Annotated in this window: 19 protein-coding genes; 14 read left to right on the top strand and 5 right to left on the bottom strand. The window is 56.9% G+C overall.

What is annotated here, in order from left to right; translation table 11 throughout:
- Positions 1 to 62: 62 nt before the first annotated feature.
- The 10 genes from RT644_RS15935 (at position 63) to RT644_RS15890 (ending at position 7,849) form a co-directional block, all read left to right on the top strand.
- A complete protein-coding gene (locus tag RT644_RS15935; RefSeq protein ID WP_016495782.1) occupies positions 63 to 791 on the top strand; it encodes a MerR family transcriptional regulator in 729 nt (242 codons plus the stop codon).
- A gap of 205 nt (positions 792 to 996) precedes the next feature.
- Positions 997 to 1,431 carry a nuclear transport factor 2 family protein gene (locus tag RT644_RS15930; protein WP_016495781.1) on the top strand — a complete coding sequence of 145 codons (435 nt, stop codon included), beginning with the start codon at positions 997 to 999 and terminating at the stop codon, positions 1,429 to 1,431.
- A complete protein-coding gene (locus tag RT644_RS15925; protein WP_313627262.1) occupies positions 1,428 to 2,147 on the top strand; it encodes an SDR family NAD(P)-dependent oxidoreductase in 720 nt (239 codons plus the stop codon). Before RT644_RS15930 ends, RT644_RS15925 begins: the two co-directional genes overlap by 4 nt.
- The gene (locus tag RT644_RS15920) at positions 2,144 to 3,412 is read left to right on the top strand and encodes an FAD-dependent oxidoreductase (RefSeq protein WP_313627261.1); all 1,269 of its coding nucleotides are present in this window, start codon (positions 2,144 to 2,146) and stop codon (positions 3,410 to 3,412) included. Before RT644_RS15925 ends, RT644_RS15920 begins: the two co-directional genes overlap by 4 nt.
- On the top strand, positions 3,405 to 4,127 hold the full coding sequence (locus tag RT644_RS15915; protein ID WP_313627260.1) for a DUF1365 domain-containing protein: 723 nt from the start codon (positions 3,405 to 3,407) through the stop codon (positions 4,125 to 4,127). The genes RT644_RS15920 and RT644_RS15915 overlap by 8 nt, the downstream gene beginning before the upstream one ends.
- Complete coding sequence (locus RT644_RS15910; RefSeq protein WP_313627259.1) at positions 4,124 to 5,344, top strand: cyclopropane-fatty-acyl-phospholipid synthase family protein; 1,221 nt, start codon at positions 4,124 to 4,126, stop codon at positions 5,342 to 5,344. Before RT644_RS15915 ends, RT644_RS15910 begins: the two co-directional genes overlap by 4 nt.
- Positions 5,341 to 5,823, top strand: coding sequence for a DUF2878 domain-containing protein (locus tag RT644_RS15905; protein ID WP_313627258.1), 483 nt, complete (start codon positions 5,341 to 5,343; stop codon positions 5,821 to 5,823). The genes RT644_RS15910 and RT644_RS15905 overlap by 4 nt, the downstream gene beginning before the upstream one ends.
- Positions 5,823 to 6,350: a hypothetical protein gene (locus RT644_RS15900; RefSeq protein ID WP_313627257.1), complete on the top strand. Its 528-nt coding sequence runs from the start codon at positions 5,823 to 5,825 to the stop codon at positions 6,348 to 6,350. Before RT644_RS15905 ends, RT644_RS15900 begins: the two co-directional genes overlap by 1 nt.
- Positions 6,347 to 6,877 carry a DUF3833 domain-containing protein gene (locus RT644_RS15895; RefSeq protein WP_313627256.1) on the top strand — a complete coding sequence of 177 codons (531 nt, stop codon included), beginning with the start codon at positions 6,347 to 6,349 and terminating at the stop codon, positions 6,875 to 6,877. The genes RT644_RS15900 and RT644_RS15895 overlap by 4 nt, the downstream gene beginning before the upstream one ends.
- Positions 6,878 to 6,889: 12 nt before the next feature.
- Positions 6,890 to 7,849, top strand: coding sequence for a YbgA family protein (locus RT644_RS15890; RefSeq protein ID WP_016495773.1), 960 nt, complete (start codon positions 6,890 to 6,892; stop codon positions 7,847 to 7,849).
- A 129-nt stretch (positions 7,850 to 7,978) separates the two neighbouring features.
- Here RT644_RS15890 and RT644_RS15885 read toward each other — a convergent pair whose 3' ends face one another.
- Positions 7,979 to 8,647: a class I SAM-dependent methyltransferase gene (locus RT644_RS15885; RefSeq protein WP_016495772.1), complete on the bottom strand. Its 669-nt coding sequence runs from the start codon at positions 8,645 to 8,647 to the stop codon at positions 7,979 to 7,981.
- Between the two features lie 183 nt (positions 8,648 to 8,830).
- On the opposite strand from RT644_RS15885, the gene RT644_RS15880 reads away from it, so the two are divergent.
- Positions 8,831 to 9,190: a DUF1304 domain-containing protein gene (locus RT644_RS15880; RefSeq protein WP_016495771.1), complete on the top strand. Its 360-nt coding sequence runs from the start codon at positions 8,831 to 8,833 to the stop codon at positions 9,188 to 9,190.
- A 69-nt stretch (positions 9,191 to 9,259) separates the two neighbouring features.
- Here the strand turns inward: RT644_RS15880 and RT644_RS15875 are convergent, their stop codons facing one another.
- The gene (locus tag RT644_RS15875) at positions 9,260 to 10,054 is read right to left on the bottom strand and encodes a helix-turn-helix domain-containing protein (RefSeq protein ID WP_269231124.1); all 795 of its coding nucleotides are present in this window, start codon (positions 10,052 to 10,054) and stop codon (positions 9,260 to 9,262) included.
- Between the two features lie 77 nt (positions 10,055 to 10,131).
- On the opposite strand from RT644_RS15875, the gene RT644_RS15870 reads away from it, so the two are divergent.
- Genes RT644_RS15870 through RT644_RS15860 form a run of 3 tightly spaced genes read left to right on the top strand, consistent with a single transcriptional unit; the run spans position 10,132 to position 13,311 of the window.
- Positions 10,132 to 12,195, top strand: a complete 2,064-nt coding sequence (locus RT644_RS15870; protein WP_409521871.1) for an FUSC family protein — start codon at positions 10,132 to 10,134, stop codon at positions 12,193 to 12,195.
- Positions 12,188 to 12,403, top strand: coding sequence for a DUF1656 domain-containing protein (locus RT644_RS15865; RefSeq protein WP_045509576.1), 216 nt, complete (start codon positions 12,188 to 12,190; stop codon positions 12,401 to 12,403). Before RT644_RS15870 ends, RT644_RS15865 begins: the two co-directional genes overlap by 8 nt.
- Entirely contained in the window at positions 12,400 to 13,311 is a 912-nt protein-coding gene (locus RT644_RS15860; protein WP_097405860.1) for an HlyD family secretion protein, read from the top strand. The genes RT644_RS15865 and RT644_RS15860 overlap by 4 nt, the downstream gene beginning before the upstream one ends.
- 74 nt (positions 13,312 to 13,385) lie before the next feature.
- Here the strand turns inward: RT644_RS15860 and RT644_RS15855 are convergent, their stop codons facing one another.
- From RT644_RS15855 to RT644_RS15845, 3 genes are all read right to left on the bottom strand, one after another.
- Positions 13,386 to 14,564, bottom strand: a complete 1,179-nt coding sequence (locus RT644_RS15855; RefSeq protein WP_097405859.1) for an alpha/beta hydrolase-fold protein — start codon at positions 14,562 to 14,564, stop codon at positions 13,386 to 13,388.
- Positions 14,565 to 14,940: 376 nt separating this feature from the next.
- Positions 14,941 to 15,351: an ASCH domain-containing protein gene (locus RT644_RS15850; RefSeq protein ID WP_313627255.1), complete on the bottom strand. Its 411-nt coding sequence runs from the start codon at positions 15,349 to 15,351 to the stop codon at positions 14,941 to 14,943.
- A gap of 100 nt (positions 15,352 to 15,451) precedes the next feature.
- Positions 15,452 to 15,727 carry a hypothetical protein gene (locus RT644_RS15845; RefSeq protein ID WP_313627254.1) on the bottom strand — a complete coding sequence of 92 codons (276 nt, stop codon included), beginning with the start codon at positions 15,725 to 15,727 and terminating at the stop codon, positions 15,452 to 15,454.
- Between the last annotated feature and the right edge of the window lie 304 nt (positions 15,728 to 16,031).

Genomic DNA, 16,031 nt, shown 5'->3' with positions numbered 1-16,031 from the left:
TTCATTCAACCCATAAATATTCGTAGTATATTGAGAGCATTCTTTATTAGCGGGTTTACCTTATGTCTTACTCCATCGGCGAATTTGCGCAACTTTGCGGGATCACCGCGACTACGCTGCGTGCCTGGCAGCGTCGTTACGGCCTGCTCAAACCGATGCGCACCGATGGCGGTCATCGGCTCTACAGCGATGACGATGTGCAGCAGGCGCTAAAAATTCTCGATTGGGTGAAAAAAGGCGTCCCTGTCAGCCAGGTGAAACCGTTGCTGGAGCGCCCCGGCGCGCGTCGCACTAACAACTGGCTGACGCTGCAGGAAAACATGCTCCAGCGCCTGAAAGAGGGAAAAATCGAATCCCTGCGCCAGCTTATTTATGATTCAGGACGTGAATATCCGCGCCCGGAACTGGTAACCGAAGTGCTGCGACCGCTGCGCAGTAAAGTGTCGGCCAATATCCCGGCGATGATGACCCTGCGCGAAATCCTCGATGGCATCATCATTTCTTACACCTCCTTTTGCCTTGAAGGAGACAGAAAAGCGCCGGGCGATAACTATCTCATCACCGGATGGCACCTTGCCGATCCGTGTGAAATCTGGCTTGAAGCGCTCAAACGCACCGGCCAGGGCCACCGTATTGACGTGCTTCCCGTGCCGCCTGCAACCTTAGCACCGGAGATCCTGCCGGAACGAAAGTGGTTGCTGGTCACTTCCGGCAAACTCACCGCCGCCCGTAAAAAACAGATCGAACTCTGGCAACCACGCGTTCGCTCCCTCGACGTCATCTCGCTCTAATCCCTTCCCTGCGCAGGCCTTTGCATCAAGCGCAACGGTTACCGTTGCGTATAGGTTTCATTTTTCGCAAAAAATCACCTCAAACAACCAATTGAATTCTTTACTAAATAAAAAATATTTTCATCAAAACTTGGACAAATAATTTTAATTGTGTAAGTTTGAATTATGCAGTTCCGTTACGTTGTTCAACGCCCTGGTGAGAGTCATGAGCACACTGTCCCGCGTCATCGATCGGTTTGTTGAGTACTACGCCCGGCTGGATAGCCAGCCCGTCTCTGCGCTATCCGCGCTGTATCACCCGGATGCGCTGCTTATCGATCCGTTTGGCGAACACCTGGGGTTACCGGCTATTGAGCGCTATTTCAGCCACCTTCTCGCCAGTGTTAACCACTGCCATTTTTCCATCGACTCACCACTTCACGACGATGCGCGTTTTGCCACAAGCTGGACCATGCACTGGTCGCATCCGCGCATTGCCGGCGGGAAACACCTCACGCTGCCGGGCTGTTCAGTGGTGGATGTGCGGGGCGAAAAGATAGTGCGGCAGCGCGATTACTACGATGCCGGCGAGATGATCTACCAACATCTGCCGCTGCTGGGTTGGGCGGTTCGCGGTGTGAAACGGAGTGTACGCGCATGATGACTGTCCTCATCACCGGCGCCAGTTCCGGTATCGGCGAGGGGCTGGCGAGATCCTGGGCCCGCGATGGCTACCACGTTATCGCCTGCGGGCGTGACCCGGCGCGGCTGGAAGCACTCCGGCAATCCAGCCCGAACATCACAGTACGCCTTTTTGATATGACCGATCGCGAAGCCTGCCGCGATGCGCTGGCCGATTGCTGCGCCGATCTCACCATCCTCTGCGCAGGTACCTGCGAGTATCTCGATCGCGGCGTGGTGGATGCAGAGCTGGTTGAACGGGTGGTCGCGACCAATTTTCTCGGGCCGGTCAATTGCATTGCCGCGCTGCAACCGCAGCTTGTGGCGGGAAACCGCGTGGTGCTGGTCAGTTCGATGGCGCACTGGCTGCCGTTTCCACGCGCCGAGGCGTATGGCGCGTCGAAAGCCGCGCTGAGCTGGTTTGCCAACAGCCTGCGGCTGGACTGGGAACCTAAAGGTATTGCCGTCACGGTCGTTTCACCCGGTTTTGTGGATACGCCGCTGACGCGTAAAAACGATTTTGCCATGCCAGGCCAGGTAAGCGTTGATGAGGCGGTAAACGCTATCCGTCGTGGTCTGGCGAAAGGCAAAAACCACATCGCCTTCCCGACCGGTTTTAGCCTGATCCTGCGTCTGCTGGCCGGGCTGCCCTCTTTTCTTCAGCATGCGCTGTTGTGCAGGATGGTGCGTTCATGAAGATTGCCATTATCGGCAGCGGCATTGCCGGGTTGACCTGCGCGTGGCGGCTGGCGGGACACCATCAGGTGACGCTGTTTGAAGCACAGCCCACCGCTGGCGGGCATACCGCCACGGTCGATATCACCACGCCACAGGGCACTTACGCCATTGATACCGGTTTTATCGTCTACAACGATCGCACCTACCCGCGCTTTATGGGCCTGCTCAGCGAGCTTGGCATCCGCGGGCAAAAAACGCAGATGAGCTTCTCGGTGCATAACCCGCACAGCGGTCTTGAGTACAACGGGCATACGCTCACCTCGCTATTCGCTCAGCGGCGTAATCTTTTCAACCCTGCATTCTGGGCGTTACTGAAAGCAATTGTGCGCTTTAACCGGCTGGCGAAAGCGGCGTTACAAGGCAACATGGATGAGAATGCCACGCTGCAAACCTTCCTTGAGCGCCACCACTTTAGCGATTTCTTCGCCCGTCACTACATTTTGCCGATGGGTGCCGCCATCTGGTCATCCTCCTTGCAGGAGATGCGGCGCTTCCCGTTGCCGCTCTTTTTGCGCTTTTTTGAACATCACGGCCTTTTGGATATCACCCATCGCCCGCAGTGGTATGTGGTGCCCGGCGGCTCGTGGGAGTACATCCGTGCGATGCTCTCACAACTGGGCGATCGCCTGGGCCTGCAGCTTAACGCACCGGTGCAAAAAGTGATTCGCCATGACAACCGCGTCGATATCGAGCTTGCCACAACCACGCACACTTTCGACCAGGTGATTTTCGCCTGCCACTCCGCGCAGGCGCTGGCAATGCTTGATGCCCCAACCCCTGCCGAACGTGAAGTGTTAGGCAATATCGGCTGGCAGCGCAACGCGGTCGTTTTGCATAGCGATCCCCGCTTGCTGCCGGTACGCCAGCGCGCATGGGCAAGCTGGAACTATCGCCTGAGCGAGCAGGATCATGCCAGCGCCTGTGTGACTTACAACATGAACATTCTCCAGGGGCTGCCGGCGGGAAGCCCGCTATTCTGCGTCACGCTGAACCCGGATAAGCCTATCGATGATCGCTACGTCTGGCAGCGCTTTGTCTATGAACATCCGCTGTTTAACCCGGCAAGCTGGCGCGCCCAGGCGCGGCGTCATGAGATTAACGGCCAGCACCGGAGCTGGTACTGCGGCGCTTACTGGTACAACGGATTTCATGAAGATGGCGTGCGCAGCGCGCTCGATGTCGTCCACGGCATCGCCACCAGCGAGGGGCGCGCCGATGAATAGCTGCCTGTATCAGGGCGTGTTGCGCCATCGTCGGCTGCAGCCGAAAGCGCACCATTTTCGCTATAGCGTATTTATGGCCTGGATTGATCTGGACGAGCTTGATGCGCTGCCTTCGGTCGGCATTCGCCGTAATCGCTTTGCTGCGGCCTCATTCCATGATGCGGACTATCCGCTGGGCACGCCGCTTAAAGCGCGTGCGCTCGATCAAGTGGAAAAGCTGACCGCCGAGCGCCCGGACGGCCGCGTGATGCTGCTGACCCAGTTGCGCTATTTCGGCTTTCACTTTAACCCGGTCAATTTTTACTACTGCTACGACAGTGCGGGTAGCCTGCGCTGGGTGCTGGCAGAGGTGCGCAACACGCCGTGGAACGAGCGCCATTACTACGCCGTTGAAGGCCAGACGCCGCGCCCGCTGGAAAAAGCGTTTCACGTCTCCCCCTTTAATCCGATGGAGATGGTCTATCACTGGCGCTTCAACAGCCCCGGCAAAACGCTGCACATGCATATCGAAAATCATCAGCAATCAAAAGTGTTCGACGCCACGCTCATGCTGAGCCGGGAACCGTTAACCCGCACCACGCTGGCGTCTTTACTGCTGCGTATTCCGTTGATGACGCTAAAAACCGTGTTGGCTATTTACTGGCAGGCGCTGCGGCTGTGGCTCAAACGTGTGCCGATTTATCCTCATCCCGTGAGCAGGAGTGAACGTTCATGACCGATCCCGTCTTTGCGCTTGAACCCGAGATTTCGCGCAACGTCCGTATCGCGCGATGGATACTTTTCCGCCTGCTGAGCGGCATTCAGCAAGGCTCCATCACCCTGCGTGAAGGCGCCCAGGCGTTTCATTTTGGCGATGCCTCAGCTACGCTGCGCGCCGAGGTGCAGATTGTGGCACCCGGTGTTTACTGGCGGCTGCTGACCGGCGGCAGCCTCGCCGCTGCTGAAGCCTGGATCGCGGGCGACTGGGAGACCAGTCAGCTTACCGCACTGTTACAGATCCTGGCGCTGAACAGCCGCGTGCTCGGGCGGCTGGAGAGCGGTTTTCGCTGGCTTAGCCGACCTGTTGAGCGGCTGCGTCACTGGACGCGGCGCAACCATCGCCAGCAGGCGCGGGAAAATATCGCCGCCCACTACGACCTGGGTAACGCCTTTTACGCGCAGTTTCTCGATGAAAATCTGCTCTATTCCAGCGCGCTCTTTGCCGATGAAAATCAGGATCTTGCCGACGCGCAACAGGCCAAAATGGCCAGGCTTTGCGAACAACTGGCGTTGACACCTGCCGATCATCTGCTGGAGATCGGCACCGGATGGGGCGCGATGGCGGAGTACGCCGCCCGTCACTATGGTTGCCGGGTAACCACCACCACGCTTTCGCAGGAGCAGTACCGCTGGGCAAGCGAGCGCATTGCCCGCGCGGGGTTGCAGGATCGCGTGCAGGTGCTGCTTTGCGACTATCGCGATCTGACGGGTGAATTCGACAAACTGGTGTCGATCGAGATGATAGAAGCCGTCGGTCAACGCTATCTGCCTACCTTTTTCAAAACCTGCCAGGCGCGTCTGCGTCCCGGTGGCAAAATGGCGTTGCAGGCCATCACCATTCAGGATCAGCGCTACCGCGACTACAGCAAAAGCGTCGATTTTATTCAGCGCTACATCTTCCCCGGCGGCTTTTTGCCAAGCATCACCGCCATGAACGATTTGATGACGCGCCACACCGATTTTGTCGTACGCAATCTGTTCGATATGGGCCCTGACTACGCCCGCACGCTCGCGCACTGGCGGCAGCGTTTTAACCACGCCTGGCAGGAGATTGAAAAGCTCGGCTTTGATAACCGCTTTCGCCGCATGTGGCTCTACTACTTTGGCTACTGCGAAGCCGGGTTTAACGCGCGCACCATCAGCGTGGTGCAACTGACCGCGGATCGCGTATGAAACGTTATCTGCAGGTCTTTTTATTGGCTATCGCGTTCGATCTCTACTGGACGCTGGTGGTGCTGTTTCGCGAGCGCGGCCTGGTTATCTGGCTTACGCTGGCGATCGCGGCCTGCATGCTGTTATCCCCCACACAGCGTCTGTACGCCCTGTTTCTGGCAGGAATGGGGGGCGGGCTGGATGCATTCTGGGCGCTGACGGGTCTTATCGAATTTAGCGGCGATTCGCTGCTGCCGCTGTGGATGGTGGCGCTGTGGCTGATGTTTGCCTGCGTCTGGACGGCGCTGGGCAGTACCTCGACGCTTCCCGGCTGGGCCCTGATGTTGATGGCGACAGGCGGCGGCCCGGCGGCTTACCTCCTTGGCGAACGATTAGGTGCCATCACCTTTCTGGCCCCCACGTTTATTGTCGTTAGCTCGATGGCTACCGGCTGGCTGGTGATGATGCTCTTTTTCCATATTGTGACGGGGAGGCGCTGATGCGAACCGCGTTACTGATGTTGCTGTGGCTTGGCGCGCTGGTGCCCACGGTCCACGCTGCCGACTGGTTAAGCTGGCGCAAAGTTGGCGACGCGACGCTGACCTGGGGGCCATTTACGGTTTATACCTCGCAGTTGCGCACGCCAGACGGCCGCTACAGCGGGCCTGAACAGGATCAGGCGCTGATCATCACCTACCTGCGCGATATCGACCGCGACGAACTGGTAGACGCCACCCGCGAACAGTGGCAGGCGCAGGGGATCCTGGCGCGCGAGCCGCAGAGCGAAGCCTGGTTGCACATGTTGCGCAGGCTGTGGCCTGACGTGACGTCCGGCACGCAACTGGCGTTTGTGATGCGCGGCAAACAGGGGCAATTCTGGTATCGCGCCGCTTCGTCGCAGCAAGGCTTTAGCCCGCTCGGCACATACCAGTCGGAAGCATTCAGCAGCCACTTTCTGGCGATCTGGCTTGCGCCCGCCACGCAATATCCCGCCCTGCGTCAACAGTTGATCGGAGGTCAAAAATGAAACGCATTCTGGCGCTCGGCCTTGCGCTGATGATGCTGCTGGCCGGTTGTAGCAGCGAGATTGGTGATTATCAACACCAACAGCCGCCGCTTGATATTTTCCGCTATTTCAACGGCACAACCGAAGCCTGGGGGATGGTGCAGGATCGCAGCGGCAAACAACTGCGCCGCTTCCATGTTGAGATCAAGGGCGAGGTGGTGGGCGAGACGCTCACGCTCAATGAACACTTCATTTATGACGATGGTGAAAAGCAGCAACGGGTGTGGCATATCCGCCGCGTCGGTAGCGATCGCTACGAAGGTACGGCAGGCGATATTGAGGGCGTGGCAACCGGGCAGTCGGCCGGTAACGCCTTTAACTGGCACTACCGCATGAACGTGAAAGCCAACGGCAGCACCTGGCTGCTGACCTTTGATGACTGGATGTATCTGCAGGACGACACCCATTTATTCAACAAAACAGCGATGAAGAAGTTCGGCATTACCGTCGGGACGGTGACGCTTTTCTTCACCCGCCAAACGCAGTAAGAGGATAGCGCCATGAAAACCCCACCCATGATTGGTATCAGCGGTTGTTTAACCGGCTCCACCGTCCGTTTTGACGGCGGACATAAACGCATGGGCTTCGTGATGGACGAGCTGGCGCGGTGGGTCACGTTCAAACCCGTCTGCCCGGAGATGGGCATCGGCCTGCCCGTGCCGCGCCCGGCGCTGCGTCTGGTGCAGACCACCGCCGGGGATATCCGTATGCGCTTTAGCCACGCCCCGCACGACGATGTGACAGAGAAAATGGCCGAATTCGCCGAGGCGTATCTCGCCCGCCAGGAGGGATTAGCCGGTTTTATCGTCTGCGCGAAATCGCCAAGCTGCGGCATGGAGCGCGTGCGGCTGTATGACGAAAATGGTCAGCGCGGGCGTAAAGAAGGGGTTGGGCTTTTTACCGCTGCGCTGCTGGCGAAATACCCATGGTTGCCGGTGGAGGAAGATGGCCGCCTGCACGATCCGCTGCTGCGGGAAAACTTTGTCGAGCGCGTTTTCGCCCTGCATGAACTCAATACTTTGCGGGCCAACGGCCTGACGCGCCACGGTCTGCTGGAATTTCACAGCCGCTACAAACTGCAACTGCTGGCGCACCATCAGGCGGGCTATCGGCAGATTGGCCCGTTCGTCGCCTCCCTGCATGAGTGGGAAGATCTGGATGCCTTCTTCAGGGTGTATCGCGAAAAGCTGATGGCTATCCTGAAAAAAAATGCTTCCCGGGAGAACCATACCAATGTGCTGATGCATATTCAGGGCTATTTCCGCGAACATTTGAACAGCCGTCAGCGGGGCGAACTGCGCGATGTGATCCTCAATTATCGCAACGGGCGGCTGCCGATCCTCGCCCCGATCACGCTGTTAAAGCACTATCTCGCCGAATACCCGGATGGCTACCTGGCGAAACAGCGCTACTTTACCCCCTACCCCGACGATCTGGCGCTGCGTCTGACCGTTCACTGAATTAATGACAAGAAAGCCCGAATGACCCTTACGGGCTCCTGAACCACCCCCTTTAGACGACATCGTAGTGTCGTCTTTTTTTTTTCGGCATTGCCAGCGGCTTATGCGATCCTGAAGAGAGGGGGCAACTCACCGCGCGGAACAGACGATGGTGGCATGATCCCACCACGGATTCTCGTTCACCTGGCTTGCATGCACGACAAACTGCGCGTTTTGTACTTCCTCGAGCAAATCAGCCAAGGGTTTAAGCGTGCGCCAGGCTTGCCCCTGCCTGAGCAGACACTGCTGGTCGCTATCGTAAGCCGCGATATCCCCGGCGTAGCGCGGCAGCCCGCACATCGAGCTGATAACAAAGTAACCTGTCGGTTTGAGCAACCGCCTGACTTCGGCCAGGCAGCGCTGCCGGGCATCGCCAATAAGACAGTGCAGGCAACTGCCATCCACAATCAGATCAAACATGGCATCGTCACATTGTGGGAGATGGCAGACATCGCCCGTGAAAAAGTGCGCGGGCAGGCCCGCCTGCGTAAAGCGCGCTTTCGCCCATTCGATGGCGGTTGGCGCGAAATCCACGCCCCAGACGGTATCGCCTCGCAGGGCAAAATAGTGCGCCGCCATGGCACCATTGCCACAGCCAAGTTCCAGGATGGTCGCACCGGGTTGCGGAAGATAATGTTGCTGGCTGAGCCAGGCAAAAACCTGCTGTTGTTGCGCTTTCGCGCGTTGGTAACCGTCGCCAGCCCAGGCTTCGGCACCGCTGGCTTGCAGTTCCTGATACTGTTTTTCGTAAATATCCATTGAGCACCTCACGTCCGGGCAAATCTGTCGTCACGCATTTTGATGGTGGTTAAACGTTGTGCCGCTATAGTGCGCGCATCAAAGGGTGAATGCTATTGCGCGTTTTGTTAAACGCACTTGCTGCTGCCCCCCGCGCAATTATCTATACTCCCTTTCACCTGCCATCATTCCGTAAGGTTTCCTGTGTTAGCCAAAATTCTTGTCGCCATTGTTGCCGTTATTCATCTCTACATTCTGGTGCTGGAAATGTTCCTCTGGGACACAAAAACAGGCCGCAAAGCCTTTAACCTGAGCGCGGAGTTTGCTCGCGAAACCCGCGTTCTGGCCGCAAACCAGGGGCTGTACAATGGCTTTCTTGCCGCAGGGTTATTGTGGGGGTTGTGGCTCGCTGAGCGCGGCGTGGCGGTACTCTTTTTCTTTCTTATCTGCGTGCTGATTGCCGGGGTTTTCGGCGCGGTCACCGCCAGCCGTAAAATCCTTTATGTGCAGGCGCTGCCGGCTCTGCTGGCGCTGATTGCGTTGCTGGCGCAGCAGATGTCGTGACAGTGAGTGCTGTTTTTCCTGCCGGGCTAAATGGCCGCAACGGGAAGCCGCGATGTGCAGGCGCGTCGCTTAGCGCGGCGCTTTTTGTTGTTCCGCAAAGTAGTGCGCGGGCGTGCTGCCCATCGCTTTTCTGAACATGGTGATAAAGGCGTTCACCGATTCATAACCCAGTTTTGCCGCCACATTTTGCACCGAGACACCACTCGCCAGCTCCCGCAAGGCAATCACCAGATGGAGCTGTTGCCGCCAGCGCCCGAAGCTCAGCCCGGTTTCGCGCAGCATCAAACGCGCCAGCGAGCGTTCGCTGAGCGCCAGCCGCTTTGCCCATGCTTTAAAGGTGCTGCGATCGTCGGGATGGTTTACCAGCGCCTGTGCCATCGCGCGGATTTTGGCGTTCGCTGATACGGGCAAACTGACGTTTTGCTGCGGCATGGTGGCTAATTCGTCGAGCGTGACTCTGGTCAGCCTGGCAACATGGCTGTCTGCGGGGTATTCGACGCTCTCGCCTGTCAGTCTGTCCACCAGTTCTTTGACCAACTGGGAGATCGCCAGCGTGCAACACCGGTTCGGTAGCGCTGCCGCACCAGGCTCGATAAACAGATAATTGAGATGCGCGTTCCAGGTGGCGCTGACGCTATGTGCGACGCCGCCGGGGATCCAGACCGCGCAGTGCGGCGGCACAATCCAGATCTCATTTTCCGCCCGGCAAGTCACCGCGCCATACAGCGCAATAATTAACTGCCCTTTACGGTGGGTATGCACCGGCACTTCGGCTTCGTAATCAACAAAATCGAGACGACGCGCCACCGCCGGGCAGTCGGTGGTGTCGGGATCAAACAGGGTCGTGGCATAACGGGTTGGCATACGATTGGCAACATTCAGGTATTTTTTGACAGAATAGAGTATTTAATGGCGTGCGCAAGCCGGTAATACTTCCCGCCATGAACAAAATTGATTTCTCACCCCGCCGTTTGTTGCGCGATTTATCTGCCCTGTGTCGTCGTACGGGCACGATGTTGGGTTCCGTCACAGTGGCGGGCGATGCCAGCGCATTACTCTATTCCGCCAAGAGCTTTGCTGCGGCGATGCTCGCTTATTACATCGCCTTATCGATCGGCCTTGAAAAACCCTCCTGGGCGATCATTACCGTTTATATTGTGTCGCAAACCTCGGTTGGCGCATCGCTGAGCAGAAGCGTCTACCGCTTAGCCGGTACAATAGTGGGTGCCGGGGCGACGGTGTTGATTGTGCCCACTTTCGTAAACACGCCGATTTTTTGTAGCGTGGTACTCACCGGCTGGATCACCTTTTGTCTCTATTTATCGCTGCTTGAGCGCACACCCCGTGCGTACGCTTTTGTGCTGGCCGGTTACACGGCGAGTCTGATCGGTTTTCCGGCGGTTTTTCACCCCGGCGAGATTTTTGATACCGCCATTGTTCGTGTGCAGGAGATTGGGATTGGCATCTTCTGCGCGGCGCTGATTCACCGCTATGTGTTGCCAAAACGGATCTCTGGCCTGTTCAACAGCAAAATCGCGCAAACGCTGCATTCCGCACGCCAGATGCTGGCAGACGCGCTGGCGGGAAGTGCCAATGAGGCGGCTGCTAATCTGCGACTGGCGCTGGCGTTACAATTTCTGCAAGGCCTGAGCCACCATATCCCTTACGACTTCGCCTTCTCGGCGCCGGTGCGCCATGCGCGAAAAGCGCTGCATGACAAGCTGGCGCGCTTGTTGATCGTCAGCGGTGAAATACACGATCGCCTGTTGATGGTCACTGTCCTGCCCGCCGATATTCAGACGCTGCTGGAAGAGGTGCAAAGCTGGCTCGTCGGGGAAGAAAGCGCAAAACGGAAAATTACCGGACAAGCGCTGGCAGAACGCTGCGCGATATTAACCAAACGGCTTGCCGCCGCAGAGGCGCTGACCTTTGAAACGGCGCTGCAGATGAACCTTGTCCGTCACCTCCATGAAGCCATTATCCTGTTGCTGCACTGCGAGCGGCTCGCGAACGCACTCGCGCAGGCAAAACCGGCGCAACTGCCGGCAGAAGATAAACCGGCGAAAGGCTATGTCTTTCACCGCGACAGCCTCTCTGCGGCGCGCACGGCGCTGGGGGCATTTGTCATCATCCTCTGTGGTTGCCTGATCTGGATTTATTCCGCCTGGCCCGATGGCGCGACGGCGGTCTCTATCCTCGGGGTCTGCTGCACGCTGTTTGGTAGTTTCGATACCCCCGCCCCGCATATTGTGAAATACATGATAGGTTCCGCCTGGGGGGTGATGGTGAGCCTGCTCTACAGCTTTGCCCTGCTTCCCCAGGTGACAGATTTCGCGGTGCTGGTGGCGGTGCTGGCGCCGGTCTATCTGTGGGCCGGATCGTTACAGGCGCGACCGGCTACCACCTTTATGGCGATGGGGATCACGCTGACGCTGCCCATCTTATGTGAGCTGGGGGCGCACTACAGCGGTGATTTCGCCACCGCCGTCAATACCGCCATCGCGCTCTTTGCCGCCACCGGCTTTGCGGTGCTGGGTATGGGGTTGCTGCAAACCGTGCAGGCCGATGCCGCCATCCAGCGTTTATTGCGCATCTGCCAACGCGATATCAGGCGCAGTGTGAAAGGCGTCATGATGCTTGATGAAGTGCACTGGACCAATCTGATGATGGACAGAGCGGCGTTGTTACTGCCGCGCCTGCAACGCAGCGAACAGGCAGCCGGAGATGTGCTGCAGGTGATGTTGCAGGCTTTGCGTATCGGCCTTGCGGTAGTGCATTTACGTCGCTTGCAAACGCAGGTTAGCCGTAAAACCGCCGTTGAGATAAGCCTGCTTCTTGAACGGCTTATCCACCATACCGACTCGCCTGCGCCAGGCCCGCACCTTCACACCCTGATTGCCCACCACGCGCAGTCGCCGCATGCGCTTTCACAAAAACTCACCGACAGCCTGCTGGATCTGCACTGTGCCTTGCGTGAACACAATAAGGAGCCGAACGATGGTTAATGATCTCAATCTCGCTGGCGTATACATTCCCGGGCTGCTGGTGATCGCGCTGGCGGCGTTACTGCTCACGCTGTTATGGGTGCCGCTTTTCACCTTCAGCAGACCCCTTCGGCGCCTGCCCTGGCGTCCGCTGATGAGTTTTGCCACTTACATTGTTACTTTTTTCCTGCTTATGCAGGGACTGAACGCGCTGGGGTTAGTCGCATGAAATCCTTTTTTTCTCTGTTAAGCCGTTATGCACTGACGTTAAGCGCCGTGCTGGTGGCAACCCTCCTTGCTTACCTGATGTGGAAACATTACGCGCAGCGTCCCTGGACCCGTGATGGTCGGGTGCGTGCTGATGTGGTGCAGATAGCGCCGGATGTTTCCGGGCCGGTGGCTAATGTCGCCGTTCGCGATAACCAGTGGGTTAATCGTGGCGATGTGCTCTATTCGATCGATCCGCACTGGCTGAAGCTGGCGGTAGCCAGCGCGCAGGCGGATGTCGAGGCGAAACGCCATGAGATGTTAATGCGCCAGGATGCGGCGACAAGGCGTTCGCAAATTAAAGGCGTGATCTCCGGCGAAGACTTACAACAAACAGGCAGTGCGGCCAGCATCGCGGTGGCAAATTATCACGGCGCGCTGGCGGCGCTGGAACTGGCACAACTAAATTTATCGCATGCCACGGTGCGCGCGCCGGTAGCGGGCTATGTCACGCATCTCAGGCTGCGTCCGGGCGACTACGCCACCGCCGGGGAAACCAAAGTGGCCATCATTGATGCGAACAGCTTCTGGGTTGTGGGCTATTTTGAGGAGACAAAACTGCGGCATATTCATGTCGGAAATCGCGCGCACATCGCGCTGATGGGGTTTGAACCCGTCATCACCGGTCACGTTGAGAGCATCGGGCACGGCATCGGCGACAGCAATGACGAAACGGGTGGTCTTGGCCTGCCGGACGTCAACCCCACCTTTAGCTGGGTGCGACTTGCGCAGCGCGTACCGGTCCGCATTCATATCGATAAGTTGCCCGCAGGCGTGGAGTTAGTGGCGGGGTTATCCGCCACGGTGTCAGTGGAGACTACCGGGCGGAAAACTTCCCCGTCGTTACTCGCCCGCATAACCGGTGAATAACCAAAGCGTTAAATGTTGTCTTGATTTTGTCCGCTGGCAGCCTGTTCAGCGCCAGCGGACGAGACTGCAACGTCTTATTTAAACAGTTTCTGCACAAACTCAGCATAGGCGGGACGCCAGACATCCATTTCATGCCCCAGGCCGGGATACGCTTTATAGCTAAACGTGATGCCCTTTTGCTCCAGTTCTTTTTTAAGCCCGGCAATATCCTTCCCGGTGACGGTATCTTTTTCGCCCACCACCACCGTGAAGTTATGCAACTGCTTATTCACTTCCTGCGGCTTATTGAGCTGCGCTGTCACACCCGCATCCGGGACAGTGGCGGTGGTGACACCACTGAATGTCGCCAGCCAGCCAAAGCTGTCCAGATGGTTCATCCCGGAAACCAGTGCCTGAAAGCCCCCTTGTGAGAGCCCGGCCAGCGCACGTCCGCCAGCATCCTTGCGCACATTAAAGCGGGCATCGACCAGCGGAATAATGTCATGCATCAGTTCGCGATCTGCCGCTTTGGCATTAAGCGGATAGAAGGTTTTGCGCCGCTCTTTCGGCGGGAAATTTTCCGGGATCGCCTGCACGATATCCGTTTCAGTATCCGGCACCACCACCAGCATGGGTTTGATTTTCCCTTCGGCCAGCAGGTTGTCCATTATCTGCGGCAACCGCCCCTGATCAATGGCGGAAAGGCCGGTATCGCCAAAGCCATGGTAGAAATAGAGCACCGGCAGAGGTTCGCCTTTACCGTTGTAACCCGGCGGCGTCCAGATATACATGCGACGCTCTGAACGCAGCTCTTTCGCGTGGTAGGTCACCGTCAACAAATCACCATGGGGCACAGCGCGATCGTCAAGAATACTGCCCGGCACCAGAATCAGGCTGGTATTGACCTGGCGCTGCGGTTTCTGAAACCGGCTTCCTGTATCCACCGAACGAAAACCATCGACATCAAAGTAATATTCGTAAAGGTTCGGTGCCAGTGCGGCGCTTTTCCACGACCATATGCCGTGCTCATCTTTTTGCATGTCGTGTGAAACAACGCTCTCCGGGGTTGAACCGGTCACCACCGATACCCGCTTTGCGCCCGGTGCGAAAAGGCGGAAGGTAATACTTTTATCGGCGTTAACCTGGGTTACATACTGGCTTACCGGCACAGATAAATCCGGCGTCGCCGGTAATGGCGCGGCCACGGCAGGAAGCGTCGCGCCCGCAACAAGCGCGCTGACGGTAAGCGCCAGCCAGGTAATGTGTGTTTTCATACTCCACTCCCTCATTGTTTTTTTCGTTAAGGCAGAACGTGTTAGCGCATTCCCACCACGCTTCAACCTGAACGCCAGCCCGCCCGATCAATGTTACCCGCGAAGGCTGGCTGCAAAAGTTTGCGTAGTGAGCGGATTTTTAAAAACCTGTTTCTGTGCGTTTTGCGATATATGTTGCGTAAATCAGCGATTTTTAACCAATTTGAACAGGGTTAAGAAAGAGAGGACGTTCTGTGAACATCACGCTGAGTTTCTGCACAGCAGCTTTTCGACCTGTTGCAGCGGTGCGGGTTTTGAAGGTGAAACAGGTGAAACGCGCCCGTCGCGTTTCACCTCGGGAGTATTAGGAAATGCGGATCGACCGTCAATGCACGGTTTAGAGAACCTCAACCACCGCGAACTCTTCCGCGACAAGTTCCATCTGTTCAGAGAAAAATCCCGCGCGGGTAAAAAAGGCTTTGTGCTCTTCGCGCCAGTATTCAAGGCTTAAATCGCCCTCGCCCTCTTTTCTGGCAAACTCTTCCGTCACATCGCAAAAGCGTACCAGGCGCAGCGCTAGCATTCTGATGACGCAAACCGGGGAATGTTGCCCGTCGAGAATAATATGATAACTGCCGATTTTGGCTGCCGACGCTTCAGCGAGGTAGGAAGCAAGCGAGCAGCAGGAGGCCGTTTTTTTCCCACTCACCACTAAGCGTGCAAGCGCGTTTGCCATCTCCGCGTTATCGCCGAATGACCATGCCTGTGCGCCGGGATAGGCGTTTTTTAGTTCATCAATTTTCGTCATGCTGGACCTTTTATCGGCGTAACTTCGCGGCAACCCGCGTTCAGGGCGGGCATTGTGCCGCCGTATTTCCCATCCATTAACGTAACCGTCTACGTTTTGATCACTGCTCTTTTTTGCGCACAAGAGAGGTGACAATGGCCGTCAATCCACCGATAAGCGGCATCGGTCCTGCGCCGGCGAGGAAGTTTTCGCGATCGATTTGGTTATCACGGCGAATATCCGCAAAGCGGGCAAGCGCATTTTTTTCACTGCTCGCGCTGATCTCTTCAAACTGTTTTTCGAAGCCCTGCGCCAAAAGTTGAGAAGCGGCATCCCCTTGCGAACTTTTCAGCACAACGATGTGCTTACCTTTTTGATAAAAACTGTAATCCGTCATTTCTCACTCCCTCATTGAAAAGGTGGCCCGACAGGTAATATATCTGGCTTAAGTGAATTCTGAACCTGTTTTCTGCGCAATTTGTTAAGCCGGTAAGAAAGACCCTTTTATCTTCAAGCCCTGTACCTTTCTGCAAAGATAATTCGCGTTTCTCTTTCCTTACTCCCGCCCCATATTTCGCGGTCACACGCCGGTATCTGTGTTGAGATTTAACTTAAAGGAATATATTGCCCGTTCCCTTCTGCCAAGCAGAACTTAGCCAACTCGTTTAAGGATGTTTTACCTGTAGCCACTCCATCGTCAC

This window comes from Kosakonia sp., from assembly GCF_032104925.1.
Lineage (GTDB): Bacteria > Pseudomonadota > Gammaproteobacteria > Enterobacterales > Enterobacteriaceae > Kosakonia.
Note: the sequence above shows the minus strand (reverse complement) of the source record. Positions and strands in the feature narration are given on the sequence as shown.